Source organism: Spirochaetota bacterium (genome assembly GCA_004297825.1).
Taxonomy (GTDB): Bacteria; Spirochaetota; UBA4802; order UBA4802; family UBA5368; genus FW300-bin19.
Genome location: SCSX01000086.1, coordinates 12,706 through 38,708, shown reverse-complemented (window position 1 = coordinate 38,708; position 26,003 = coordinate 12,706). Strand labels below are relative to the sequence as shown.

At 55.8% G+C, this 26,003-nt stretch carries 20 protein-coding genes and 2 tRNA genes; 7 read left to right on the top strand and 15 right to left on the bottom strand.

Features of this window, described 5'->3' with window-relative positions; genetic code table 11:
* Window positions 1-42: 42 nt before the first annotated feature.
* The 6 genes from EPN93_19215 to thiC form a co-directional block, all read right to left on the bottom strand.
* On the bottom strand, window positions 43-1,206 hold the full coding sequence (locus EPN93_19215; protein TAL30734.1) for a 3-phosphoglycerate dehydrogenase: 1,164 nt from the start codon (window positions 1,204-1,206) through the stop codon (window positions 43-45).
* Window positions 1,207-1,217: 11 nt separating this feature from the next.
* A complete protein-coding gene (gene serC / locus EPN93_19210; protein ID TAL30733.1) occupies window positions 1,218-2,300 on the bottom strand; it encodes a 3-phosphoserine/phosphohydroxythreonine transaminase in 1,083 nt (360 codons plus the stop codon).
* Window positions 2,301-2,364: 64 nt separating this feature from the next.
* On the bottom strand, window positions 2,365-3,018 hold the full coding sequence (locus EPN93_19205) for a redox-sensing transcriptional repressor Rex (protein ID TAL30732.1): 654 nt from the start codon (window positions 3,016-3,018) through the stop codon (window positions 2,365-2,367).
* 220 nt (window positions 3,019-3,238) lie between these two features.
* Entirely contained in the window at window positions 3,239-4,777 is a 1,539-nt protein-coding gene (locus tag EPN93_19200) for an NAD(P)/FAD-dependent oxidoreductase (protein ID TAL30731.1), read from the bottom strand.
* On the bottom strand, window positions 4,774-5,484 hold the full coding sequence (locus EPN93_19195) for a hypothetical protein (GenBank protein TAL30730.1): 711 nt from the start codon (window positions 5,482-5,484) through the stop codon (window positions 4,774-4,776). The genes EPN93_19200 and EPN93_19195 overlap by 4 nt, the downstream gene beginning before the upstream one ends.
* Before the next feature lie 41 nt (window positions 5,485-5,525).
* Complete coding sequence (thiC, locus tag EPN93_19190) at window positions 5,526-6,806, bottom strand: phosphomethylpyrimidine synthase ThiC (GenBank protein TAL30729.1); 1,281 nt, start codon at window positions 6,804-6,806, stop codon at window positions 5,526-5,528.
* A gap of 112 nt (window positions 6,807-6,918) precedes the next feature.
* Between thiC and EPN93_19185 the strand changes: the two genes are divergently transcribed.
* The 6 genes from EPN93_19185 to EPN93_19160 all read left to right on the top strand — a co-directional run bounded on the left by EPN93_19185 (window position 6,919) and on the right by EPN93_19160 (window position 12,136).
* Window positions 6,919-7,500, top strand: a complete 582-nt coding sequence (locus EPN93_19185) for a nitroreductase (protein TAL30728.1) — start codon at window positions 6,919-6,921, stop codon at window positions 7,498-7,500.
* A gap of 117 nt (window positions 7,501-7,617) precedes the next feature.
* A tRNA-Met gene (locus tag EPN93_19180) sits at window positions 7,618-7,690 on the top strand.
* A 4-nt stretch (window positions 7,691-7,694) separates the two neighbouring features.
* Window positions 7,695-7,768, top strand: a tRNA-Met gene (locus EPN93_19175).
* A 244-nt stretch (window positions 7,769-8,012) separates the two neighbouring features.
* Window positions 8,013-10,877 (top strand): response regulator, encoded by a 2,865-nt coding sequence (locus tag EPN93_19170; protein ID TAL30727.1) that lies wholly within the window; start codon window positions 8,013-8,015, stop codon window positions 10,875-10,877.
* Between the two features lie 460 nt (window positions 10,878-11,337).
* Window positions 11,338-11,865, top strand: a complete 528-nt coding sequence (locus EPN93_19165; GenBank protein ID TAL30726.1) for a hypothetical protein — start codon at window positions 11,338-11,340, stop codon at window positions 11,863-11,865.
* Complete coding sequence (locus EPN93_19160) at window positions 11,762-12,136, top strand: tetratricopeptide repeat protein (protein TAL30725.1); 375 nt, start codon at window positions 11,762-11,764, stop codon at window positions 12,134-12,136. Before EPN93_19165 ends, EPN93_19160 begins: the two co-directional genes overlap by 104 nt.
* 24 nt (window positions 12,137-12,160) lie before the next feature.
* On the opposite strand, the gene EPN93_19155 is transcribed toward EPN93_19160, so the two are convergent.
* The 8 genes from EPN93_19155 to EPN93_19120 form a co-directional block, all read right to left on the bottom strand.
* Window positions 12,161-13,327, bottom strand: coding sequence for a hypothetical protein (locus EPN93_19155; protein TAL30724.1), 1,167 nt, complete (start codon window positions 13,325-13,327; stop codon window positions 12,161-12,163).
* A 63-nt stretch (window positions 13,328-13,390) separates the two neighbouring features.
* Window positions 13,391-13,618, bottom strand: coding sequence for a DUF2273 domain-containing protein (locus EPN93_19150; GenBank protein ID TAL30723.1), 228 nt, complete (start codon window positions 13,616-13,618; stop codon window positions 13,391-13,393).
* Window positions 13,618-14,181 (bottom strand): elongation factor P, encoded by a 564-nt coding sequence (gene efp / locus EPN93_19145; protein TAL30722.1) that lies wholly within the window; start codon window positions 14,179-14,181, stop codon window positions 13,618-13,620. The genes EPN93_19150 and efp overlap by 1 nt, the downstream gene beginning before the upstream one ends.
* Before the next feature lie 9 nt (window positions 14,182-14,190).
* Window positions 14,191-15,351, bottom strand: coding sequence for an aminopeptidase P family protein (locus tag EPN93_19140; protein ID TAL30721.1), 1,161 nt, complete (start codon window positions 15,349-15,351; stop codon window positions 14,191-14,193).
* Window positions 15,264-15,713: a type II 3-dehydroquinate dehydratase gene (gene aroQ / locus EPN93_19135; GenBank protein TAL30720.1), complete on the bottom strand. Its 450-nt coding sequence runs from the start codon at window positions 15,711-15,713 to the stop codon at window positions 15,264-15,266. The genes EPN93_19140 and aroQ overlap by 88 nt, the downstream gene beginning before the upstream one ends.
* Window positions 15,714-15,725: 12 nt before the next feature.
* Complete coding sequence (locus tag EPN93_19130; GenBank protein ID TAL30719.1) at window positions 15,726-18,566, bottom strand: tetratricopeptide repeat protein; 2,841 nt, start codon at window positions 18,564-18,566, stop codon at window positions 15,726-15,728.
* Window positions 18,563-19,792 (bottom strand): CinA family nicotinamide mononucleotide deamidase-related protein, encoded by a 1,230-nt coding sequence (locus EPN93_19125; GenBank protein TAL30718.1) that lies wholly within the window; start codon window positions 19,790-19,792, stop codon window positions 18,563-18,565. The genes EPN93_19130 and EPN93_19125 overlap by 4 nt, the downstream gene beginning before the upstream one ends.
* Before the next feature lie 2 nt (window positions 19,793-19,794).
* On the bottom strand, window positions 19,795-21,462 hold the full coding sequence (locus EPN93_19120; GenBank protein ID TAL30717.1) for an arginine--tRNA ligase: 1,668 nt from the start codon (window positions 21,460-21,462) through the stop codon (window positions 19,795-19,797).
* 208 nt (window positions 21,463-21,670) lie between these two features.
* Here EPN93_19120 and EPN93_19115 point away from each other — a divergent pair, with 208 nt between their 5' ends.
* Complete coding sequence (locus tag EPN93_19115; GenBank protein ID TAL30716.1) at window positions 21,671-23,668, top strand: adenylate/guanylate cyclase domain-containing protein; 1,998 nt, start codon at window positions 21,671-21,673, stop codon at window positions 23,666-23,668.
* On the opposite strand, the gene EPN93_19110 is transcribed toward EPN93_19115, so the two are convergent.
* On the bottom strand, window positions 23,651-25,948 hold the full coding sequence (locus tag EPN93_19110; protein TAL30715.1) for a hypothetical protein: 2,298 nt from the start codon (window positions 25,946-25,948) through the stop codon (window positions 23,651-23,653). The genes EPN93_19115 and EPN93_19110 overlap by 18 nt on opposite strands.
* Window positions 25,949-26,003: the final 55 nt, after the last annotated feature.

The window sequence follows — 26,003 nt, the reverse complement described above, 5'->3', positions numbered from 1 at the left end:
GCGCCTTCGTAAGATTGCAGCTTGGCATTTTATTGTGCAGGCTTACAGCACCCGAACCATGATCACGCCGTGAATGCTTTTAATCTTGCTTACCACGTCGTCGCCGATATCGCTGTCGGTATCGATAATGTTGTAGGCGTAATCGCCCCGGCTCTTGTTCAGCATCTCGTTGATGTTGATGTTCTTCTCGGCCAGGACAGGCGTGATCTGCCCGATCATGTTGGGGATGTTCTTGTTGGCGATCGTTATGCGCTTCTGCCCGGAAGGCGGAAGCACGCACTCGGGGAAATTCACCGAATTCTTGATGTTCCCGTACTCGAGGTAGTCCTTAAGCTGCTCGACGGCCATGAACGCGCAGTTTTCCTCGGACTCGGGCGTGGAGGCGCCCAGGTGGGGGACGGGAATAACCTGAGGGATGTCCAGGAGATCGTCCTCCGGGAAATCGGTCACGTACCATGATACGATGCCCTGGCCGATCGCGTCCTTGATGTCCGCGTTCTTAACCAGCCCGCCGCGCGCGAAATTGAGTATGCGGACCCCCTTTTTCATCAAGGCGAATTTTTCCTTGTTCAGCAGGCCCTTCGTCTTGTCGTTGAGCGGCACATGGATCGATATATAGTCCGATTCCGCGATGAGGTTGTCCAGGCTTATCGCCCGCTTCACCGAGCGCGAAAGTCCCCAGGCGGCCTCCACCGAGATAAAGGGATCGTATCCCCAGACTTCCATCCCCAGGGCCTGTGCGTCATTGGCGACCATGACCCCGATCGCCCCGAGGCCTATCAGCCCCAGCCTCTTGCCCTTGATCTCGGGGCCCTCGAAATTGGATTTTTCCTTTTCGACGATCTTGGGCACCTGCTCGCCCTTGCCCTTCTGGGCCTTGACCCACTGTATGCCGTCGAACACCTTGCGCGAAGAGATGAGCATCCCCAGGATCACGAGCTCCTTGACCGCGTTCGCGTTCGCCCCGGGGGAATTGAACACCACGATCCCGTTCTCCGCGCATTTTTCGACCGGGATGTTGTTCACACCCGCGCCCGCGCGCGCGATCGCCTTCACCGAGGCGGGTATTTCCATGTCGAGCATGTTGAAGCTGCGCACCAGTATGGCGTCGGGATGCAGTATCTCCGACGCGTACTCGTATTTTTCGTGCGGAAAGAGATCCAGCCCCAGCGGGGAGATCTTGTTGAGCGTCTGTACCTTGTACATGGATGTCCTCCCTATTTGTTTTCCGTCTCGAATTTCTTCATGAAATCGACGAGCTTCTTCACGCCCTCGACCGGCATCGCGTTGTAGATGCTGGCGCGCATTCCGCCCACGAGCCGGTGGCCTTTGAGCGTGGTCAGCCCATTCTTCGTCGCTTCCTTGATGAACTTATCGTTCAGTTCGTCGGAGGGGCTGATAAAGGGCACGTTCATGAGGGAGCGGTCTTCCTTCGCGATGGGGCTCTTGAAGAAGGGGGACTCGTCCAGATAATTGTAGAGAATATTCGCCTTGTCCTCGTTGATCTTCTGCATCCCGGCAACCCCGCCCAGGTCGCGCACCCATTCGAATACGAGCTTCGCGATGTAGATGGCGTAGGTGGGCGGGGTGTTGAACATTGAGCCGTTTTCGGAGTGCGTCTTGTAGTTCATCATCGTGGGAATGCTGTCGGCGGCATGGCCGATAAGGTCGTCCCTGACAATCACGACAGTCACCCCCGCGGGGCCGATGTTCTTCTGGGCGCCCGCGAAGATCACCCCGAATTTGCTCACATCCATGACCTCGGAGAGTATATGGGAGGACATGTCCGCGACCAGCGGAACCTTGCCGGTCTCGGGAAGCGTACGGAAGCGCGTGCCCTCGATGGTGTTGTTGGAGCAGATGTAAAAGAAATCCGCGTCCGGGGTGAAGGTGCTCTTGTCGAGCTTGGGAATGTAAGAGAACTTCTTGTCCTCGGAGGTGCCCACCACCTTCACCGTCCCGAACTTCTTCGCCTCGGGCATGGCCTTCTTGGTCCATTCCCCGGTGTGCACGAAATCGGCCTTTTTGCTGTTGCGGAACAGGTTAAGCGGAACCATCGCGAACTGCAGGGACGCGCCGCCCTGGAGGAAGAGGACCTTGTAGTTGGCGGGAATATTCATGATCTCGCGCAGCGTCGCCTCGGCCCCGTTGATGATCGCCTCGTACTCCTTGGAGCGATGGCTCATCTCCATGACCGACATGCCGGAGGCGCCGTACTCGACGAGCTCGGTTGCAGCCTTCTTAAGCACCGCTTCGGGAAGCATCGCGGGACCCGCGGAAAAATTGTAGACTCTTGCCATGATGTATCTCCTTGTATGAAATTGCTCAGTGTTCGGCACTGATTGAATATGCGAAAAAAGGCTCCTATGCCCCACCCTGCGCCAGGAGCGCCGCGAGCATCCTGAGTTCCCCGATAAAATCGAGGTTGATCACGTGCACCGACGCATCCCTTGCCTTGAGCACCCGGGGCGACAGGTTGACGATCCCTTTCACCCCTCCCTCCACAAGCCGGTCGGCCAGCTCGCGCATGTCGGCCCCGGGGACGGTGATCACGGCAACCTCGATGCGCTCCCTGCGCACCACCTCGGGGATATCGTACGCGGGAAAGACCGGCACCCGCGCCTCGATCGTCTCGACCAGGTTGAGGTTGGAATCGAACCCCGCCACGATGGTGAATCCGCTGTTGAAGAACCCAGGATGTCCCATGAGCGCGAGGCCCAGTTGGTCGAGTCCCACCACGCACGCCCTGCTTCCCCTGTCGAGCCCCAGTCTCGCGGCGATGGCCCCCATGAGCCTTCGCGTGTCGAAACCGCTCCCGCTCACGCCGGTCTCGCTCAGGTAGCTGAAATCCTTGCGGACCGTATGCGACCCGGCGCCAATAGAATCCCCGATCTCGCGGGAGGATATCGTTTCCGTCCCCCGCGCGGCGAGGTCGCCCAGCAGCGAATATACCCTGCAAAGCCTGCCCAAGACCGGCCTTGGTATTTTCCCCCTGGCGTTGCGTAATCTGGAAGGCATGATTTAGCTTGTGATTTATTTCACAAATTATGTCAAACATTATTTCAGGCTGAAGGATATTTCTGGAATATTTCGAATTTTATTCAGGAAAAACGAGTGGATTCGTGAATATTTTCACGGAATTGTCCGCTACACATGTTTTGTATGCATTAAAGAATTTGGGCGTTCGCCGATACGCGAGGTCGCCTGGATCTCCACCGGTTATGGACAGATACCCCGCTCAGCCGGGAATACTGTTTTCTTTCATTATCATTCTCGCCGCCCGCCAGGCTCCCTCGACGACATTGTTCATGCCCGCCCCGCTCTCGCTCTGTGCGCCGATAAACCATAGTCCCCTTACCGGTGTCCGGTGGGGCGCCCCCTTCGTCCCCATAACCGGCGCGCAGCCGCCGAACGCGTGGTGTTTCAGGTGGGTGCGCGCGCGGAAATCCTCCGGGGTAAATACGGTTTTCGTCCGGGCCCCCGCGCGCAGTCCCGGGATGATCTCCTCGGCGAACCGGAGCAGCGTGTCGGCGAGCTCTTCTTTCCTGTCGCTCCAGGACCCTTTATTGAGCGTATTGGGGGCAACGGTGTATACGGTAACCGCGTACTTGCCGGCAGGAGCACTTGTGTTCGAAAATATCGATGGAATATATATGAGAAATCCGTCATTTCCCTCGTGGTAGACGCCCTTCTGCAGATTGTCGACGGCCTCTTCGACGTCGTATGTTCTGTAGTAATAGCACACGGCGTCCTTTTGAAACGGGCGCGGGTCGAAGTCGATGCCCAGGTGGACCATGAGGATCGACTGCATGAGCGGAATACTTTCGATATGCGCCGCAAATTTTTTCGGGAGGAGCTCTTTTCCCACGAGATCGAGAAACGCCTCCTTCGCCCCGCCGCTTGCGAGAACCAGGTCCGCATCATACCGGGAACCGTCCCCGCAGAGCACCCCCTTGACCATGTTGTTTTCGATCATGATCCTGGTCGCCACGACCCCCGTGATAATCCTGCCTCCGCGCGCCTTTATCGCGCCCGCGAGGGCGTCTATGATCGTCCTGCACCCTCCCTGGACGAGCCTGTAGCTGGGCTGCTTTGTACCGGGCGCAATATCGAGCGGGACGCGCCTGTCGAACGCCGGTTCCGGGTTCACGGCCGGGATGCCGAGTCCCGGGAACTGGCTGGGGCGCACCACGAAGTCGGCGAGTATGGAGATGAAGATCGCCTTGAGCCTGTTGTCGGTGAAAAGATAATCGGACATTTTCTGCGCGCTCCAGCGTATCCTGGGGACGAGCGGCAGCAGTGTGGCGTATAACTTCACCTTGAGCGCGAACGCGGACAAGCCCTTTGCGCGCTCGGCCTTCCGTGCGATCGTGATGAGCTTCATGAACCGTACGTACATGCGGTAATATCGGTCCAACCCCTTTCTTTCCGCGGGGAATCGTTCGGCAAGGAAATCCTTTCTCCACCACGTACCCGCGTACTTTTCGGGAGGGCGGATGGTCATGTCGGGGAATACGTAGGTGCGGTCGGAACGCTCCGTGACGATCTGTTCGAGTACGCCAAGTTCCTCGAGAACGATACCCGCCTGTTCGCCCGGACCGAATCCCTCGAGGACGAGCTGACCCATGTCCCAGGAATAGCCGTCGCGTGTAAAGCCCCCGGTCACGCCCCCGATATCGTCGTTCTGCTCGAGCACGGTCACCGCGCAGCCGTACCTCGAAAGGTACGCGCCCGCGGTCATCCCCGCGATGCCCGATCCGATTATCACCACCTTCATATGGTTCCTCCCTTCGTGTCTGTCCCTGTATTTTTCCGACCTGCGATTTCACCAGGCCGATCGGGAACGCCGAAGTAATTGTCCAGCGAATGGACGCGCGCGCTGTCGTTTCGAAATTCCTCGAGCGCGCAAAAAATTCCCGCCCTCTCGCGCGCGTCGATTGTCCGCGGCGATCCGTATCGTGTCGTTATTATTTTCAGGAGGGCCGCGTGATGGATAAGGAGCCCGTAATAAAACCAGTCCCCGGTCAACCGTGCGGCGAAATTAATATGATGCGGTTCGAGCGCCTCACCCGCGGTGCAGGTGAATGTCTTTCCCCGGTAACTGAGGAAACAGTCCGCGATTTCTCCGCGCGCACGTGTTCCCGGATGAAGAATGCATCCGATCGTCGCGCCGTCGCCCACGAAACCTGCGAACGGACAGTGCGCGGCGCTCTCGAAAAGGGGCGGCGGCTCGGGGATCGAGAATCTTTCCGCGGGGAAATAATAGGAACCGGTAAGCGCGCTCCGGCTCGATCTCATTACCGATACGAGATATTCGCGGGAGTAAGCCTCCAGCCGCGCTGTGCGCGCGGAAAACACGCGCCCGAGCTCCTCGCGCGTACAGGAGAGGTTGTGACTTCCGCAGCACATCGCGCAGGAAGCGCCGAATCCAGGCCTGCATATATTCAGTGCGTTTTCGTCACACTGCCGCGCCACTGGGTCCATTCATCCTCGCTTTGTATCAAGGCGGCCCGTTACGGATTATTCTATTTCTCGAGCACCTTCCTGCTTCTCTTTACCGCGCAGAGGTCGCCGCACATGCTGCAGACGTCTCCCTCGACCGGGGACGACGCCCTGTAGGCGCGCGCCTTTTCAGGATCCATCGCGAGACTGAACATCCCCTCCCAGTCGAGGTTTTTCCTGGCTTCGCTCATTTTATGATCCCAATCCAGGGCACCGGGTATGCCCTTGGCGATATCAGCCGCGTGCGCGGCGATGCGCGAGGCGATGATGCCCTCTTTCACGTCCGCGACATCCGGCAGCCTCAGGTGTTCCGCGGGCGTGACGTAGCAGAGAAAATCGGCACCCGCGGCACCCGCGATGGCGCCCCCGATCGCGGAGGTGATATGGTCATAGCCGGGCGCCACGTCGGTGACGAGGGGACCCAGTACGTAGAAGGGGGCGCCATGGCAGAGTTTCTTTTCCAACTGCATGTTCGCGGCGATTTCGTGGATGGGGACATGGCCCGGACCCTCGATCATGACCTGGACATCGGCCTCCCAGGCGCGCTTGGTGAGCTCGCCCAGGAAGATGAGCTCCTGTATCTGCGGGGCGTCGGTCGCGTCGTGGAGGCTCCCCGGGCGCAGCCCGTCTCCAAGACTCAGCGTGACGTCGAATTCCCTGCAAATATCGAGCAGCCTGTCGAAATGCTCATAGAAGGGGTTTTCCCTTCCCTTCTGCTCCATCCAATCGAGGAGTATAGATCCTCCCCGGCTGACCACGTGCGTGAGCCTCATGTTGCGTTTGAGGCGCTCCACCGCAACCGATGTGAGCCCCGCGTGAATGGTGAGGAAATCGACGCCGTCCTCCGCGTGCTCACGCACGGCGCCAAAGAGGTCGTCGACGGTCAGGTCCCCGACCACGGAATCGCGGCGGATCGCGGCATCGTACACGGGCACGGTACCGAACATGACGCTGCATGAACTCAGGGCCAGCTTTCTGAATTTGCGGCTGTCGGGGTTTAGGCTCAGGTCCATCACCGAATCGGCATGCAGGTCGACCGCACGCTTCACCTTTTCAAGCTCCAGCTCGTAATTGCAGCACGCCTGGGAAACCCCGATATTCACGTTAATCTTGGTGGTAAGCCCGGTCCCTATTCCCTTCGCCTTGAGCGCCAGATGGTTTTTATTGGCCGGGACGACTATCGAACCCCGTACCATTCCTTCCATGAAGGCCTGTTCCGATATTTTTTCTTCCTGGATCGCCTCGCGCATTTGCCGGGTTATAATCCCCTTTCGCGCGGCTTCCCTCTGCGTTGCATAGTTCATTGATTTCGATCCGTCCGGTACAGTTGAATTTGAAATGCGTCTTAATTTACTGTTGACATACTAAATATATACTTCACCCTCATCAACAACAAATTCCAGTCAACCGCATTTAATGCTTCCCGGAGGAACCGTAATGGAGCTCATGGACGCGATTCGAGGCAGAAGAAGCATCCGCCGCTTTACCGAACAGCCCGTCACCCACGATGAAATCAAGGAGATACTGGACGCGGCGCGCCAGGCGCCCTCCTGGGCGAATACCCAGGCGTGGGAATTCGTCGTTGTGCGCGACCGCGCGCGAATCGAGGCGATAGCCGGTTCGTATGTCGAAAAAAATCCGGCGACAAAGTGTACTTTGTCGGCATCCGCGGTCATAGTTGCCTGCGCGCGGTCCGGGGTCTCCGGATGCTACGGCGGCAAGGATCTGACCAAGTTTCCCCACTGGTTCATGTTCGACCTCGGCATGGCGGTCCAGAATCTGTGCCTGCGCGCGCACGAGATGGGCCTGGGAACCGTCGTGGTGGGGCTTCTCGATCATACGGCGTGCAGCAAGGCGATCGCGCTTCCGGAAGGGGTCGAATCGGTAGTGGTAATCCCGATCGGACGTCCCGCCGTCGCCGCCAAGGAGGGTCCTCCGCGCAAGCCGCTCGGCGAGATTTGCCATCTCGATTCGTTCGACGGACGATTCATCGATTAATCGCGGGTAGTATCGGAACCACGTATTAATTTTTTTTTCATTTGCGGGAGTTCTGTCCGCGCAGGTCAAGAAAAAGTGTTGACACCATACCTCCATTTCACTACTTTGCTACCAGATCGCGCGGTGGAGCAGCTGGTAGCTCGTTGGGCTCATAACCCAAAGGTCGCAGGTTCAAATCCTGCCCGCGCTAATATGGCGGAGTAGCCCAGCTGGTTAGAGCAGCGGAATCATAATCCGCGTGTCGGGGGTTCGAGTCCCTCCTCCGCTACGTATTAAAATCCCCGGATCCACCGGGGTTTTTTAGTTTATACCCGCAGCTATACTTCGAATTGCTTTCAAGTGATAAGATGCACAGTATTTCCGCATTTTACCGCATCCATGTCCCCCATAAAAGAGCCACAAGCAGCTCAGCGGTATGAATGGCGTGTTTTTTTAATAATCTGAATGTCGGTGCGCAATTCACCCCGAAATGAAGTTTATTGACAATCTTGATTTGAAGGCCACAATAAGGCATGACCATTCGCCGCCTGACAATTGAATTCATTAACCCGCTGCTGATTCTGTGCTTCCTTGCGGCCTTGTCAGGCAGTGCATGCAATCCCGGGTCGTCGAAAACCGGGAAGCCCATGGCCGTCAAGGGGACCATCGATCTCCGGGGCTGGAATTGCGAACGGGATGGATCTATAAATCTCGACGGGGAGTGGGAATTCTACTGGGACCGCGTACTTGAACCGTCCGACTTCCTGAATGCTGCGTACCAGGAGGGCCGCAGGTATATCAACGTACCCGGGTTGTGGAAAAATCAGTCGATCAACGGCGCCATGCTGCCCGGTGAGGGTCAATGCACATACCGTATGCGTATGCTGTACGGCCCCGGCGAAAAGGCGAAAACCCTGACAATTCACCGCATATACGCGGCGTACAGGCTCTGGATCAACGGCGTACTGGCGGATCAAAGGGGAATGGCCGACGGGGTATTAAAAGATAGAAAGGATTATGTGTACGTTCACAACAAGGGGAATTCGACTTTCACCCCCCTTGACGGAATAAATGAAATAATCATCCAGGTGACCAATAGCGAGTTCGCATCCGGAGGCATCGACAGGTCGGTCCAACTGGATGACGGGGAAATCTCCTCACGGAGGTCATTTCTCAATTACACGATCGACATGATCATTGTCGGCCTGCTGCTGTTCAGCGCAATCCATAATCTTATTTTCTATTTTTTCCGCAAAGCAGACGCGGCCTCGCTGTATATGGGATTAGCCGGTCTTGTACTGGCCATTAACACCTATAACATTCATTCTCCGATTTTATCGGGCGGCCTTTCATATCCCGCGAATCCCTTTTTAATCAACTTTATCACGGTAATTTTCATGCCTGTTCTTTTCTTCATGACTTTCAAATCGCTGTTTCCCGATGATTTTTCAACGCGCGTCGTATGGATTATGCAGGCGATAGCCGCAGCCTGCCTCCTTCCGCAGTTTCTTTTCGGTTTCAGAATCGTGGAGCGTATAATCGTCTTCTATTTCGCGGTTACTCTTGTTTTAATCATGTATGGCCTGTATGGTTCAATAAAAACTATCATGGAACAGAGGGATGATGCCGTACTATTCTCGATAGGTTTCTGTTCGGTGTATTTTACAGGCATTAATAATGTGCTTTATTTCCTCAGGGTCATCAATACCGGCAATCTGCTCCATTATGGAATGGCGGTGTTCTGTTTATCGACTACCATGGTCATATCGCGAAGGTTCGCCCGGGCCCTTCGGAATGTCGAGACAATGTCCGGGGAACTCGAGGCAAAGAACATCTCCCTTGAAACGCTGGACCGGCTCAAGGACCAGTTCCTCGCCAACACCTCCCACGAACTGCGAACACCGCTGCACGGCATGATCGGCTTATCCGAGTCCATGCTCGCGGGAGCAGCCGGAGACCTTCCGCCCAAGGCGCGCGAGAACCTGTCACTCATCGCATCGAGCGGCCAGAGTCTCTCGAACATGGTCAACGACATTCTGGACATGGCCAGGATTCAGGACGGGGGCCTCTCCCTCAACCTGCGTCCCATTGATCTCGGGGTGCTTTGTGAAATGGTGGTAAAGCTCTCCCTGCCCCTGGTGGGCGGCAAGAACCTTAAACTCCTTAACAGCGTCGCCGACGACCTGCCCCGGGCGTTAGCCGATGAGGACCGCGTGCGCCAGGTGCTCAACAACCTGGTCGGCAATGCGATTAAGTTTACGAACACGGGAACCGTCGAGATATCTGCACGGGTCGTTTACGGTGAGGACGGGGATCCCGGCGGAAGTTCCTTCATCGAGGTAAGCGTATCGGACACCGGCATAGGCGTCCCGGATGACTACAAAGAAATGATATTCGAGCCGTACCGCCAGGTCGACGGAAGCGATACGCGCTCGTATTCCGGCACGGGCCTGGGTCTCGCCATCGCAAAGCAGATCATCGAGCTGCACGGCGGCAGGATCACCGTCGCGCCGGCAGAAAAAGGGGGCTCGGTGTTTTCATTCACCCTGCCCGCATCCGACGATCCCTCGCCCCTCGCCCTGGACCACGTTATTATCGAGGGCATCAACGAAGTACAGCCGGCGGCCGACGCCGCCGACCTTGCCCGACTTCCGGCGGGGATAAACGACACGGTATTCGACGGGAACCCGGTTTTCCTGGTCGTGGACGACGACCCGGTCAATGTCAGGGTCATACAGGGCTACTTCGAATCGAAGCGATGCGTCGTGAAAACCGCCTTTGACGGCCTGGGTGCCCTCGATATACTGGACCAGGGCGACCCCATTGACCTCGTGCTCCTGGATATCATGATGCCGGTCATGTCCGGTTTCGAGGTATGCAGACGGATTCGTGAAAAGCGGACGCCCGAGGAACTCCCCGTGATAATGCTCACCGCCAAGAACATGATGTCCGATATAGACGCGGCGTTCGAGGCGGGGGCCAACGATTACATCGTGAAGCCCTTCCGGATGAGCGAGCTGGTCGCGCGTGTGGGCACTATGCTGAAGCTCCGGCACGTCAGGAAATCGGTGGCCGAGGGAATCACCATCCGCGACCGGAACCGGGCCTATTCCCTTAAATTCGTAGAGATCATCTATATCACATCGCATGCGAAAAGCATCGTTATCAACACGGCCGAGGGCGATATAGAAGTACCGGTCCTCATGAAAGAGATCATCCATCGGTTGCCGCCAGACATATTTATCAGGATTCATAAAAGCTACATCATCAATATCCATCATATTCACAGCCTTTCTCATGTCCAGTCGGGCCGCTACCGGGTTCGTCTCAGGGATACGGACGACACCAATCTCCCTGTCGGACCCGTTTTCCTGGCGAACCTCCGAAATAAAATGTAATTCGACGCACAGTTCATTCCATGAGAAGCACATCTTGTTCCACGCCTATTGACATACCGTAGTTGCCAAATTAATCTTTTAATCAGCGAGGGCCCCTTATTAAGGCCTTTTTATAAAGAGCGCTAACGTGGTACGGCGGCGATCTTCCACTCCGGCGGATCATGACCGGAATGGAAATCCGATGGACGGTTTCATGGAAAAAATAACTGTGCATCTACTGCCCCAATGTCTGCTGCTTATGGCGGGATTGTCACTTTTTTGCATTGCCTTCACCAGGGGGAATCGGCGATCGGAAACGACTATGTTCGCACTTCTGTGCCTGTGGTCGTCTTTAATAGCGCTTAATCTTGTGCCGAATCTTTTCTTCAGGGGCGATACCGGGCGGGTCATGCGAATGGAGCGGGCCATTCATGCCCTGTACGTGTTTGCTCCCTAGATGGGAATTCTATTCATACATTCAGTGATACACCGCAGGAACGCGGCGATAACGGTTGCAGGTTTCGCCCTGAGCGCGGTCATATCGCTCTCGACCTTTACCGATTACTATCTCAACGGTCTCTGGGAATACCAGTGGGGATACATGGCCAGGGCCGGCATCATGATGCAGCTATTCTACATATACTCCCTGCTGACGATGGTATATGGAATCATCATGTTCGCGAGGAGGAACAGGGTCGAGGCCGATGAAAGCGAGCGCGTCAAGCTCCGGCTCCTGGTATTTTCCATAATTCTGTTCTTCCAGTTGAAGCTGGGCAGCATCCCGGCGATGCACGGAATCGATTTCTATCCCCTGGGAAACTTCGCCTTCATCCCCCTGGTTCTTATGGCCTGGGGCATGTACCGGCATGACATTATCAGTATGAACTGGAGCTCGATGGATCGTCATGACGCCGCCGTCATCGGCATCTTCATCCTTACGGAGTTCCCGCCCTCGGACAACGAGCAGGAATACGGCGCTCTGCAATATGGGGAACGTGTACTTGCTTAACAAGGCATACGCGCAGGCGGTCGACTTCTACGGCCGAGCCCTTGCACAGAAGAGTGATGATGTGAACTCGCGCATCAATTACGCGCGCGCCCTCTACGAGATGGGAGATTACACCAACGCCAGTGAGGCCTACAAGCTTGTCGTTTCTATCAACCCGGGGCTCGCGCTCAGGTACGGCTACCTGGCGCGTGCGACCGATTCAGTGGAAACCACCAGGAGGTCCTGGGACACCGGGGAGAGGACTGAGCTTAACGCGTGGAGCGTAGACTAAGCCGGCGAAAAGGGAGCACCTGGGTTAGCGGTTATTTCCTGTCATGTCCGCTTTCACCGACCTCGCTTCGACATATAGTCTGGTTTCCTGGGCGGCCGACATGAATAGCCCGGTCACCTCAACCGCGTCCCCGTCCCGCACCGTGATCGCATTTTCAGGCGAGTAGACGTCCACGATCCCGTTCGCGGGCGGAGCCTTCTGCATGAGCATCGAAAAAATCATTTTCTCGTCCTTTCGCTTCAGGTCCGCCACTACGCCGTTCCAGGTAACCATACATCCGTGGTACAGCAAGGGTTTCGCCGCGACCTCGGCGAACGAAAGCCTTTCGGGGACGCGCTCGTCCTGCGCCAGGATAAATGAGCGAAGAAATTCCGCCTTCTCCTTTACCACGGGGGAGCTGTTCGCATTCAACAGCCGGTTGAGCTTTTGGAGCGCGTCGTTATACCGCTCATCTTTCATGAACCGCCTTGCTGCGTTGAAATCCCGCGCCAATTCCTCCGCGTTAGAATAGACGTACTCAGTCTTCTTTCCCTTCTCCACGAGTTCGCCCCAGGTCCTGTCCGGCACCATCCTGTCGTAATCCGGGACCGAAGCGGCGGTCTTATCCTTGAGCCTGGCGGCGACCAGTTCGCGGATTTCAACGCGGTAGTGGTAAACCAGGATAGCGAGCAGCGCCGCCGTCATGATCGCACCTGTAATGAGCAGGATGAGCCTAAGTCGCGCGCGTATGCGGTGGTGAGGCCTCGTCACTTTCCGGGAGCCGTTTTTTGGCGGGGAAGGTATGTCGACGTAATGCGCGAACCGCGCGCTGCGCTGGAGGGCGGGGAAATCGTTCTCCCCCCTGAGCGCCTCCATGGCCCGTTTCACGATGCGGTCATTAGGGTAGCGCTGCGCGATATCGAGGTAGCGGGAAATAACGGGCCCGGCGTCCGCCGACGATTTGAGCAGCAGGAAGGCCTCGAGGCGGAGGGCCGGGAGATAGTCCTGTCTCAGGGATCGCGCGCGCTTCACCAGAAGCTCAACGCGCGCGAGCTCGCCGGAATGCAGGTACGCGCATGCGAGGAGGAAGTAGAAATACGGTTCCGAGGGCCTCGATGAGGTCACCTTTTCGAGGACGGGTACGGCGTCGCGGTAGCGTTTTTTTCTGATGAGCCTGTATGCGTCGTTAACCAGGGGATGTGCTTCCTTCACCCTCGCGCGTCCTCCGGGTATGCGGCGTCCGCCGGGCAGTGCCCCCGGCATGCTGGCATGGGCTTATCGGCCCCTGTTCCTCATGAAGTCCTTGATCTGGTCCAACAGGTTCACCTTCTTGTCCCAGCTCTTGCCGATGAAATAGCCGATCAGGACGAGCAGCAACAGCACCATCATTTTCAGGAACCCGACGGTGAACATGAGTATGCCGAACACGAAGCCCAAGAGCGCACCGATCGCGCTTCCCGGGTTATCGTTGATCCAGTCCAGTATGAAGCGAATGGCACTCATTACTTCTTAACCCTCTCTACGTATTCGCCCGTGCGCGTGTCGATCTTGAGGACGTCGCCCTCGTTGACGAACAAGGGTACGTGCACCTGAGCGCCGGTTTCGAGTTTGACGGGTTTGGTGACATTGGTTGCAGTGTCGCCCTTCACGCCGGGCTCCGCGTAAACGACCTTGAGCGCCACGAACGTGGGAGGCTCGATGGTCAGCGCGCGCCCCTCGTAATAGGACATCGCGACGGTGTCGCCTTCTTTAATGTAATCGAGTATGTTACCGACGGCTTCCATCCCGATCGATTCCTGCTCGTAGCTTTCCATATCCATAAATACCAGGCCGTCTCCCTCCTGGTACAGATACTGCATCGTCTTGGATTCGATGTGCACATCCTCGATCTTCTCACCGCCGCGGAATGTCTTGTCGACCACGGAGCCGCGCCTGACCGATTTGAGCTTTGTCCGAACGAAGGCGGCACCGCGCGCGGGCTTAACATGCTGGTATTCCAGCACTGTAAAGAGTTCACCGTCAAGCTTGATGACGACCCCGCGCTTGAAGTCATTACTCGTAATCATGTGAACCCCTTAGACGACAATTAATTCTTTGGAAGATCTGGTGAGCACCCTGCTGCCGGTTTCTGTGACGGCCACAACGTCCTCGATCCTCACGCCGCCCTTTCCCGGGATATAGATTCCCGGCTCGACGGTCACGACCATGTCCTGGGCCAGGGGGATACGCCCGCGCGCCTTGAGGGCCGGCATCTCATGGACCTCGAGTCCCACCCCGTGTCCAAGCGAGTGCCCGAATGCCCATCCGAAACCCTTGTCTGCAATATGGGAACGCGCCGCCTTATCGATCGCGCCCGAAAGCATACCTGGCTTTATCGCGCGGATGGCTTTTTCCTGTGCGGTGCGAACGACGGTGTAGATCTTCCGAAACTCGGGAGCAACGCTACGTACGAAGACGGTTCTTGTCAAGTCTGAATTATAACCCTGGTAGTCGCAGCCCATATCGATCATCACCATTTCGCCCTCACGGATCTTACGGGTCAGCGAGGTGCTGTAGTGGGGCATCGATGAACCGGGTCCCGCCGCGACGATAGAATCGAAGGAGGCGCGCCGGCATCCGTGCTTCTTGTAAAAATAATCGATTTCGATGGCGATGTCCCATTCCTTCACGCCCGGTTTGATGAGCGGGCAAAGGTGGGCGAAGCACTCGTCCGCTATCCCCACGGCTTTTTCGAGTATCTGTATCTCTTCCGGGGATTTACGCATTCTTCGTGCGTTGACAATATCACCCCCCGCCTTGAGCGTGACGGGCGCCAGTTCCGTTTTCATCTGGAAAAAACTGGAGATGGGGAGTCCGTGCTCCTCAAGGCATAGGCGTGATACTTTATTCTTCCTCAATAGCGCGCGTATCGTGGCCACGAGGTCGCTTTTTTGCAATATGAACCGGACACCATCCGGGAGAATGGAACGTGCGTATTCTTCATAGCGCGAATCGGATATAAGGTACGCGTCTTCCTCATCGATAACAAGCGCAGCGTAGGAACCGGCGAATCCGGTAAGGTAACGGATATTCACGAGGTCCGATACGAGGTACGGCGCCTTCCGGGCGGAAATAAGCTCTTTCCTCACATCGGCGAGCCTTTCCGGCTTCATGGGCGCCCCTCCAGGTGTTCGATTATCGCATAGAGCCCGGCGATGTACGAATACCGGCCGAAGCCCGATATCTGTCCCACGCATACCGCCGCGATGATTGACCTGGTTCGAAATTCTTCACGGGCATGTATGTTCGATAGATGAACTTCGACGGCCGGTATACCCGCCGCGGCGATCGCGTCACGAATGGCGATCGAGGTGTGCGTGTACGCGCCGGGATTGATGATAAGGCCCTGGCACGCACGGCTTTGCTGGATGAAGTCAATGAGTGCGCCCTCGGAATTCGACTGGAAGAAGACAATATCCGCTCCAAGCTTCAAGGCCTCGCCGGTCAGGGTTGCGTTGATGTCGTCAAGGGTCGCGGCCCCGTAAATTTCCGGCTCGCGCGTCCCGAGCATGTTCAGGTTGGGACCGTTCACCACGGCGATCGTGTATTTTTTCTTCATCGATATATCCCCCTATTCCTTCGGCTGGAGCCCGGTTTCCATGAACGCCCTCAAATTCTCCGCCTGTATCTTTCCCGAGATATTTTCTTCCGCGAGGATCTCCCGGATCACCTGCTCCGCCGCTTCCCGGTTCTGGGTCTCGTTGAGAAGTATGGAAAGGTTGATCCTGGCCTTGAGACCGAAATCGCTGCCCCGCGGCGCGCCCTCCGCGGCTTTTTGAAAATACACGAGTGCGGTATTTTTCCTGTTATGGAGATAAAGGCTCAGCATTCCCAGGTAATACATGGATTCGGCCTTGTACTCGCTTTCCGTCTGCGACAGCTTGTACAAATAATAATAGGCATTGTCCAGTTGATCTTTTTCAAAATTGAGCTTTCCCGTGTAAAAGTTGATGAATTGCTCGTTCCCCGGAAAATTCGCGAGATACATCGCGTACATGTTGAGCATTTCCAGGTTGCCCGCGGTGAAATAATAGGATATCGCCTCCCTTAAAATCTTTTCCCCGGCCGGGAGCGCCAGCATCCTGTTGAGCGTTCGCGTGAGAAGGATGACGGCTTCCGTTCCCTTTCCCCCGCGAAAATACGCAACTATAGTGAGCGCCGTTTTCCTGTCCTCAAGGCCTGGCTCCAGTATCCCCGCGAGTGTCGCGAGAGCGGCCTCGTATTGTTTCTTTTCGATCAGAATCCCGGAGGACTCTATCCTGGCCCGGTCGGCAAGCGGCGATGCCTGGCATTCCTTAATGAGCCTGGTGAAATAATCGATTGCCTGATCGGGCATGTTTTTCTCCATGTAATACATGCCCAGCAGGTGCAGGGATTCCGCGTACAGCAGGGTGTCATTCTGCAAAAAAGAGCTCACCGTTTGCGCCGTGATAAGATCACCGACCTTGATCGAAGTCCTTGCGATTATGAGAAGGTCCTGGGGCGCGTAATCGCTCAGGGGGCCCGTGAAAATCTTCTTGTAGGCCGATTCGTAATCACCGAGCATGTAATAGCTTCTCCCCAGCCAGAGTGCTGCCTGCTTCGCGGTGTATTCGTCCATGGGGGGCAATTTTCCCTCGGTGCAGGAACGCACCACCTCCTGGTAAACCCCTCCGGCATACAGTGATATGAGCCTGTACAGGAACACCGAACCGGCGAGCGGCCTCCACTTCACGGACAGGTAGCGCGCATAGAAGCTTTCCGCCGCGGCGAAATCCTTGCGGTCGAAACGCTCGTCACCCCATTTAAGGTTTATTTCCCCGGCGATTTCCGTCTCGGGAAATGCGTTTACGATTATCTCCAGGTAGCGCCTGTTGTCCTGCTTTCGCTCGCCTATGAGTTTCGCATAACGGAAGAGAAGCGCATCGGCCCCCTGCCTGTCTAGGTAGCCTGCGACGATCGCGTTCATTGCCAGCTCGGCCGATGCGATATCGTTCAACGCAAGATTTGCAAAAGCGAGAATCTCGAAGCCTTCGTACTTTTTCTCCGCTCCCGGGGTCTGAATATATCTTCCGGCCAGTTCCAGCGCCCTCTTGTTATTGCCCAATTTCCAATATGCATATGAAGCGAAGTAATTCGACTCGCGTGCATAAATGGAGCCGGTTCCCGCAACGATAATTTTTTCGAATCCCTGAACCGCCTTCTCGAAATTCCCGCGATCGAGGGCTACCCGTGAAAGTAAAAATTGCACGAGCTCGATGTCCCGCTGTTCCGCGTAGGTGTTCAAGAGAAGTCCGAGCAGGCGCTCCGCGTCTTCGAGCCTGCCCGCGTCGATATACGCGCGGCTCAGGGAAATCATCGCGATCTTCTGATCCTTCGGGTCTTCCAGCGAAACGGCGTCTTCAAGATAGGGAATAGCGTCCTTGGGATTGCGGCGAATGTATATTTCGCTCAGCGCGAGCGCGGCCTGGCTCCTTAGACCCATCTTGCGAGTGGAATTACGCACTTCCTCGAGAGCCTCGATGCCTTCTCTTTCGCGCCCCTCCGTCAGTAAAATTTTCCCCAGTTCGTACTTTGCGTTGAAATAGAGATCCGATTTTTTCCCGATGAGGATGAAAGATTCCAGGTACAGCTTGGCGGAGTAGGCGTCGCCCATCGCCAGTGAGGAGGTCGCCTTGTAATATTGGGCGTCCGAAAACGGCGCCTCGTTCAGGAGCGAATCCGGAATGTCAAAAAACATTCTCAGGGCGTCGCCGTGCCTGTTCTTCAGCTGGTATATCCTGCCGATAATAAGCCTCGCGTGGGCCTCGACGGGCCTTTCCGACTTTGAGGCAAGCAGGGATTCCAGTACCGAAAGCGCCTCATCGTAATTCTGGTTGAGGAAAAACGCTTCCCCGATCCGTACTATGCGCTGGTTGTTCAGGAGGGCGTTCAAGGATGCGGTGCCCGCCTCCTTCCATTCGATTACGGCCTCGTCGTACCTGCCCTGCATGAAATATATTTCGGCTATCCTGTCCCTCGCGGTGATCGCGAGCGGGGAGGACTTTGACTGGTCGATAAATCTCCGGAATTCGTCAATGGCGCGGATAAATTCCTTCAGGTAGTAATGCGACTCGGCGATCCAGAACCTGGATTCGGCGCAGAGTTCCTGCGACGTGCAGGTGAGGACGAACCTGTTGAATTCGAAAATCGCCGCCTTGTACTTCTTCTGGTTGAAGACCGAAAGCGCGAGATAATACCAGGCCTTGTCCCGATACTCCGAGCTGTCCCCGTTCTCCACGACCTTCCTGAACAGCAGTTCGGCCGATCCGAAATTTCCCGATTTAAAAGCCTCGCTTGCCTGCTCGAAATGCGACTGGACACCATTGGCCGCGAAGGCGACCTGGCAGCAAAGCAACAGCAAGGCGATAACCACGTGCGAAATGCGCATCATATAGATTTACAGAATATCCTGATAGTGTTGAGGGCCTGCATGGAGGCCATTGTCCTGACGCGCTCCCGGTCTCCCATGATCATGGAGCTGAACGTGCGGGTCCCCGAGCGTGTCGCAAATCCGAAACATACCGTACCGACCGGTTTTGTATCCGTTCCGCCCCCCGGGCCGGCTATGCCGGTAATCGAAACGGCGATATCCGCACCAGACCGCATGCGCGCCCCCTGTGCCATGGAAGCCGCGACAGCCTCGCTCACGGCTCCCTCCGCATCGATTAGTTCACCGGGAACCCCAAGCAGGTCCGTTTTCATGGCATTTCCATATGCGACAACGCCGCCCATGAACACCCGGGAGGAACCGGGTATGTCCGTAATGAGCTGGGCCACCGTTCCGCCCGTGCACGACTCCGCACAGGCCACGGTTAAATTCTTTTCAACAAGGAGCGCTACCACCTCATCCTCCATGCTTGCGGAGGAATTGGCAAGCATATTATCGCCGAATACGCGGTGCAGGGCCTCGATCAGCACGGGCCCGTCGAACGGCCTACCCTCCTTTTGCAGAAAGGTGAGCGTGTTGATCCCGGGACGCGTGGTGATGCCCCATTCGACGTCGTCCGTGAGCGCGGGAAGCGAACGAACCGCCGCGTCTACCTCCGCCTCCCGCATCATCGCCACACGAACTGCGAGAAAACCGCGTTCTATTAAACCGAATCGGTTTGCAAGATACGACATCACGTGAGTGTCGAACATCCATCGCATCTCCCGGGGAACGCCCGGCATTACGATAAGGATTTTACCGTCTACTTCCAGGGCATATCCTACGGCGAGCCCTATATCGTTCGGGAACACCGCAGCGTTACGCGGGACGCTTACCATCTTACTATCGCCGCCGATCGCGGACCGGTTCATGGACGAGAAGAACTCGTCCATCCGACGTCGAGAAGGCTCGTGGATTTCGATAACCAGTCCATAGAGCGATGCGAGCGTTTCGGTAGTAAGATCGTCATTCGTAGGCCCCAGGCCCCCCGTAAGGAGCACGACGTCGGCATGCGCGATCGATTCCGACGCGGCCCGCCCGATATCTTCCCGGTCATCGCCCACGGCCACATGACGGCGCACCTTGAAACCCCGATCGAAGAGCCTGCCGCTGAGAAAATGGGCATTGTCGTCGCGGACACGACCATACATCAGCTCGCTGCCCGTCGATATGATGATTGCTTCCGGCATGCTTACATCCGTTCCGGCGCCGTTACCCCGAGCAGGTGCAGACCGTTTTTAAGCACGATGCGCACGCCGTCACACAGGGCCAGAAATGAGTTTCTTTGCACCGGGTCGTCGGCAAGTACGCGGTGTTCAGTATAGAACCGGTGATACCCCTGGGCAAGTCTCAGGAGGTGGTTGGTTATCCTGTGGGGCTCGCACGTGTTCGCCGCATCCGCGATCTCCTCGGGGAAACGCGCAAGCAGCTTCAGGAGCGCGACGGCCTCGGGATTTTTCAACTGGTCCCCTTCCATGGATTCGGGCGCGTAACCAAGGCCGCGCTTTTCGGCCTCCCGGAAAATCGAGCAGATTCGCGCATGCGCATATTGTAAATAGAACACCGGGTTTTCGGAGCTTTGCTTTTTCGCGAGCGCGAGATCGAAGTCCAGGTGGCTGTCGGTGGAGCGCATCACGAAGAAATACCGCGCGACGTCCACGCCGATCTCGTCGAGCAGCTCGCTCATCGTGGAAAATTTCCCCAGCCGCTTTGACATCTTCACAAGCTCCCCCTCCATGACCAGGTTCACCTGCTGTGCAATGAGCACCTTGAACGACCCTTCCCCGTATCCGAACGCCTTCATGGCCCCCGCCATGCGCGCGATGTATCCGTGATGATCCGGGCCCCAGATATCGATGATAAGGTCGTATCCGCGGCGTATCTTATCCCGGTGATACGTGATATCCGCGAGCAGGTAGGTCGGCCTGCCGTCATCCCGTACCACGACACGGTCCTTGTCGTCCCCAAAATCGGTGGACCGGAACACGCATTTCCCTTCTTCCGTGTAAAGGAGCCCGCGTGCCTCCATTTCTTCCTTTGTACGGGGGACCTCGCCCGCCTCGTGCAGCGAGCGCTCGCTGAACCAGGCGTCAAAATTGACATTGAACCGCGCGAGATCGCGTTTCTGTCCCGACACGTTCAGCTCGATCGCCTTCCTGGCCATGAAGTCGATTTTCTGGGCCTCGCCGGAAAGCCTGTCGACATCCTGGGCGAGATTATCCTTTATATACGCGGCGATGTCCTTCACATACGCGCCGTGGTAGCCGTCCTCCGGAAAGTTGACGGTTTCGCCGGCGAGCTCACGGTAACGGCATAGTACCGATAAGCCCAGAAGGTCGACCTGGTTCCCGAAGTCATTTACATAGAACTCTTTCTCGACGTTGTCCCCCGCTGCTTCGAGCAGGTTGGCGAGGGTATCCCCGATAGCCGCCGCGCGCGCCGATACGATATTCAACGGACCCGTCGGATTCGCCGATACGAATTCGATGTTCACCCTGCGCGGCTTCTCCTTCCTGTTTCTGCCATAGTCGTCCCGCGCGGACAGTACGGTCTTTAGAACGCCATACAGATACGCGCTGGAAAGAAATATGTTTATGAAACCGGGCTTCACGACATCCACGCGTTCAAGCATGTCCGAACCCTGCATGTAGCGCGCTATCACCGACCCTATTTCGAACGGGGAGCGCCTGAACACGCGCGCCGCTTCCATGGCGAACGGCGTGGCGTAATCCCCGAATTTTTCTTCCTTAGGATATTCGATCTTGATAGGGGGGGTGTCTCCGGAGGAAATGGCCCCGTCCTTTTCCGCGCAGGCGAGCGCCTCGCGTACGATCCCTTCAATCATGTCCTTGGTGTTCACCTTGCCGCCTCGCGGGCCGCCGGGCCCGCACGCCGGCCGTGTAATTCACGGCAGGCGCGTCTCGCATTTTTGATTTTTTTAATTACGGACATTGGCCTATTCCCGGAATAATTTTTGTCAACCATTTAATAAAGTACTTGAAAGTTGGCCCGCGCGACGACAAACTCCAGAAACCTAGACTTGAATTCCTTCACTCGAGGGAGAACCCATGAAAAAGTTCCTGCAGACGCACAAGAATTACGCGATCGGTATTGCGGTTTCATTGCTTACATTCCTGGTGTTCGGCGCCATCTACACCCAATCGAACCTTCTTGACGGATTGGAAAACGGTTCCGTCAATTTCCGTTTCTTCCTGCGCGACCCTTCCGAAAAATCAAAGAAACTCCAGGAAGGCGTCAAAATAACCAAGCCCAATCCGCGCGCACGCAAGGATATAATGATCGTCGGCCTGGATGAGAATACCATACGGAAATTCACGGAACAGGGAATCATGTGGCCTTACCCGTGGAACATGCACGCCAAATTCACCAAGTTTATCGGCAGCGGCAATCCCAGGGCCATATTCTTCGATATCATGTTTCTCGACCATAAAAAGTACGAGGACGATCTCGCAGACGCGCTCAAGGAGGCGAAGGTCGCCTTCCTCGACTTTCCCTTTGAAACCGAGGATGTAGACGTCAAGTATTCCGATATCAAGGAGCGCATCGAGATACTGAACCGCGTAAAATTTCCCGTCGACCCGAATGACAAGACGCAAAAGTGGGTTGAAGAAGTCGTTCCGCCCACGCCCAAGCTCGCAAGCGCCGCGAAGGGGATCGGGTATGCGAACATCCGGCCGGACTCGGACAGTATCAACAGGAAACTGCCGCTCCTCATCAAGTTCAACAACGCGTATTATCCGTCCATCGACCTCGTACTCGTAATGCACTATTTCGGCATTGATGCGAAGGATGTCGAAATCAATATGGGTAGTTATGTAAAGCTCAAAAATCTTCCTGCCGACAGGATGGCGAAGCCCAATGATGCCCGGGAAATTCGCATCCCTATTGACGATAAAGGCTTCATGGACATCAATTTTATCGGCGGCCCGGGAAGCTTCAGCAATATTCCCTACTACTATTTCGTGAAGGACGGCAAGGACACATCGAAATCCCTGGAAAACAAGATACTGCTTGTCGCCGCGTACTCGGTAACGGGGGTCTCCACCGACATACACAAATCCCCCTACGGCGACCTGTTCGGGATCGAGCACCACGCCAATGCGCTTAACACGATCCTCAACCAGGACTTCATCGTGAAGTTCTCGGAGGGCCAGAACCTTTTGCTCCTCTTCGTGATCTCGCTGCTCATGGGATTCACCGTCTCCAAGTTTTCCATAGTGAAGTCGCTCATCGTAACCGTTCTGCTTTCGGTCGCGTACGTCGTGGCCGCGTACCTGCTCTTCGACAAGGCCAATATCATCATCGCCTTCGCGACCCCCATAATCCAGGTGGGTGCCACGTTTACCGTGATCACCGTCTACAGGGTCCTTACCGAGCAGCGCGAGAAAAAATATATCCGGCAGACATTTTCCAAGTTCGTATCCAAGTCCGTGGTGGACGAGCTTCTTCAAGATCCGGAAAAACTCAAGCTTGGCGGCGAAAAGAAAATCCTCACCGTGCTCTTCTCCGACATCCGCGGATTCACCTCCATCTCCGAAAAGCTTTCACCGGAAGCCCTTGTCGAACACCTTAACGAATACCTCGAGGCGATGACCGAGCTCGTGTTCAAGTACGACGGCACGCTCGACAAATACGTGGGCGACGAAATCATGGCGTTCTGGGGCGCGCCCATTCCTCAAGATGACCACGCGATTCTCGCCAGCAAGTGCGCTGTGGAAATGATGAGCAAGCTTCGTGAGTTGAACATTGCGTGGACCCATATGGGAAAACCCGAGCTTCATATAGGCATCGGCCTGAACACCGGGGACATGGTCGTGGGCAACATGGGATCCTCGTCGCGCATGGACTACACGCTCATGGGCGACAATGTCAACCTCGGGGCGCGTCTCGAGGGAACCAACAAGGTTTACAGCACCGATATCATCATCAGCGAATACACGTATGAATACGTAAAGGACCAGGTGATTACGCGCGAGCTGGATCTAATACGGGTTAAGGGAAAACAGTTACCCGTGAAGATCTACCAACTAGTCGACATCAAGTAGGTGGAATTCGGCGGCATCGGCGCCTTTCTGAATGGCAATTAACGGGTCCAGTGCATGTCCCCGGAGCACGACGGGGACATGCATGATCCGCGGGGGCGAGCCCGGTTCCGTAGCCGGGGATGTGAACATGAGCGCGATGGGAAGCTGAAATCCAAAGTAAAAACTGTACGGCCCGAATGCGCGGAAGTTCAGCCTGTCGCTTTCGATAGTGAGGTTGCGCAGGAAAAAGGAGTCGCTTTTCTGGGCAAGCGTGATGGTCGCCTTCTCTACCTGAATATCCTCCGGGGTGATCCCGGGAAAGTTATTCCCCGACAGAAATTCTGCAAGCTTTCTTTGCAGCGAGGTTTCCTTAAAATCGCCATCCGCCAGTCGTATGGTGATGTCGCCTTTGCCCGTTTCCACCAGGTGCGCCATGCGATACCCGCTTGCCTCGTAATCGAAGCGGATGGCGCATTCGCCTTTCGCGCGCCCCGGTGCTTTCATATCCTTGTAAAACCGGCCTACATCGAATTTTTCAACCCCGCCCTTCAGTTTGATATTCGCGTAATCGCCGTTGAGAAAGCTTTGCAGCTCCATCGTATAAGTCCCGCCGTAACCCGAGAGGGCAAATGAGTCCATCTGAACCACGCCGCGATCGAGCCGCACCGCCGTTTTAAAGCCCGTCAGCGCGGCGGCGGATTCGCCGAACGAAAGCCTGTCGATGGCGCACTCAATTGAAATGGAATTATTATTTGCGAAAATACCCGCGGGCCTTTTGCGGAACAGTATCTCCTCGAATCCCCTGAGCTTGTCTTCGAACGCGCTTTTTATCGCCCACTCCGACATTCGGGAAATGAGAAACCATGCGTCGCCGGCCATAGCGGAACGTCCTTTTACCTCTACCCCGGTCCTGGAGCGGAACGGCCGCCATGAAGATACGACGGATTTCACTGAACAGGAAAGATCCGCCCCTCCGCGGTCCGTCATGGAATTGAACTCGATGGCGTCATCCGTGCATACGAGCGTCGCATCCGCGTTTTTAATTATATACGATTTCGCCCGGGGTGTACCGCGCCAGAGAGAAAGCGATTCGACTTTTCCCGTTACATTGATCGATGAGGTCTTTTTCCCCGACAGATCTAAAAATACTTTTCCCTGTGCCGAAGCCGTACCGCCGTATGACACGCCGCGCAGCGGAGAAAAGACCAGAGAAAGCTCGGATAGTTTTATCTGGTTTGTCGAAAACGAGAGATCTATATAGCGTTCCAATTCACCTGATGCGAGCGCCCCGGTTACGGAAAGTTTAAGGTTATCATCGTAAATTCTCAGGTCCCGGAACACGATCTTGTCGAAATCATCCAATATATCCGCGGTCAAATCGATATTGAGATTTTCGTTCGCCACCACCGAGTGCGCGCCTTCGCCTTCCCCCTGCAATATATTCAGGTTGTTGAACCGCATGCTGCCCTGAATTCCGGTCTCGTTCGCGAGCGTTCCCACCTTGAGCTCGGCTGAAAACCCTCCAAAATACGCAAGGTTCGATTCCCACTCCTCGGAAGAGTGCACGTTCAGGTGCGAGAGGTCCACATTGTCGAGTTCAATTGAATTCTTCGTGCCCGTAATGCCGGATTTTCCGTCCAGCTTCAATTCTCCCTTCGCAGTAAATTTTCCCGGGGAAATGTCCCTGGTTTTACCGGGCATGACTTTTCCGCGAATTTCATAATCTGCGCGTCCATCCGTCAGACTCAGTCCACCCCTCACGTCGGTCATTTCGACCGATAATCTCTTGTCGTTGATGCCCTCGGCGTACGTTACCGTTGTATCGTTCAGTTCGATATCGAACGCTCCGGGATCGGCGTGCATCATCTCGGCGGGCGGCCTGGCATCCCTGATCGTCTCGCTGAAAAATTCCGCATAGCTGAGGCCCAGTTTTTTGGCAATAGCGATCTCGGCGCCGTTAAATTCGATCTTCCTGACCAGGAGGCTTCCCCTGAGCAGCCTGAACAGCGACAGGTGCACGATGGTTTTATCGGCGCGCAAGATGTGCTGGTTGTCGTTAAAATCGCTCGATACCGAAACACTGAGCTTCGATATGGCGACGTTACCGAACGTGCTGAACGAAATGTCGTCGAATTTTACCGCCCGGTTGAAATTGTCCTTAAAGAATACGGTAACGGACTCCTTCAGGGTTTTTTCCGGAACCGCAAAAAACAGGACCGCTCGGAAAATGAGCAGCAACGCGACAGGGCCGCCAATCGCCGCCAAGCCGTATATTATTATTGACTTTTTTCTTTTTATCATGCAGTTTGATAGTAGTACGACGTATCTATAGTGATGCCCCTGAAGTCCGTCAAGT

What these genes read in the sequence shown, in the direction of transcription:
- EPN93_19215 (TAL30734.1), bottom strand. Translation starts at nt 1,206, where the DNA reads ATGTACAAGGTACAGACGCTCAACAAGATCTCCCCGCTGGGGCTGGAT.
- efp (TAL30722.1), bottom strand. Translation starts at nt 14,181, where the DNA reads ATGATTACGAGTAATGACTTCAAGCGCGGGGTCGTCATCAAGCTTGAC.
- EPN93_19115 (TAL30716.1), top strand. Translation starts at nt 21,671, where the DNA reads ATGAAAAAGTTCCTGCAGACGCACAAGAATTACGCGATCGGTATTGCG.
- EPN93_19110 (TAL30715.1), bottom strand. Translation starts at nt 25,948, where the DNA reads ATGATAAAAAGAAAAAAGTCAATAATAATATACGGCTTGGCGGCGATT.
- EPN93_19160 (TAL30725.1), top strand. Translation starts at nt 11,762, where the DNA reads ATGACGCCGCCGTCATCGGCATCTTCATCCTTACGGAGTTCCCGCCCT.
- EPN93_19130 (TAL30719.1), bottom strand. Translation starts at nt 18,566, where the DNA reads ATGATGCGCATTTCGCACGTGGTTATCGCCTTGCTGTTGCTTTGCTGC.
- EPN93_19200 (TAL30731.1), bottom strand. Translation starts at nt 4,777, where the DNA reads ATGAAGGTGGTGATAATCGGATCGGGCATCGCGGGGATGACCGCGGGC.
- EPN93_19125 (TAL30718.1), bottom strand. Translation starts at nt 19,792, where the DNA reads ATGCCGGAAGCAATCATCATATCGACGGGCAGCGAGCTGATGTATGGT.
- thiC (TAL30729.1), bottom strand. Translation starts at nt 6,806, where the DNA reads ATGAACTATGCAACGCAGAGGGAAGCCGCGCGAAAGGGGATTATAACC.
- EPN93_19185 (TAL30728.1), top strand. Translation starts at nt 6,919, where the DNA reads ATGCTTCCCGGAGGAACCGTAATGGAGCTCATGGACGCGATTCGAGGC.
- EPN93_19150 (TAL30723.1), bottom strand. Translation starts at nt 13,618, where the DNA reads ATGAGTGCCATTCGCTTCATACTGGACTGGATCAACGATAACCCGGGA.
- EPN93_19195 (TAL30730.1), bottom strand. Translation starts at nt 5,484, where the DNA reads ATGGACCCAGTGGCGCGGCAGTGTGACGAAAACGCACTGAATATATGC.
- aroQ (TAL30720.1), bottom strand. Translation starts at nt 15,713, where the DNA reads ATGAAGAAAAAATACACGATCGCCGTGGTGAACGGTCCCAACCTGAAC.
- serC (TAL30733.1), bottom strand. Translation starts at nt 2,300, where the DNA reads ATGGCAAGAGTCTACAATTTTTCCGCGGGTCCCGCGATGCTTCCCGAA.
- EPN93_19205 (TAL30732.1), bottom strand. Translation starts at nt 3,018, where the DNA reads ATGCCTTCCAGATTACGCAACGCCAGGGGGAAAATACCAAGGCCGGTC.
- EPN93_19170 (TAL30727.1), top strand. Translation starts at nt 8,013, where the DNA reads ATGACCATTCGCCGCCTGACAATTGAATTCATTAACCCGCTGCTGATT.
- EPN93_19140 (TAL30721.1), bottom strand. Translation starts at nt 15,351, where the DNA reads ATGCGTGGGACAGATATCGGGCTTCGGCCGGTATTCGTACATCGCCGG.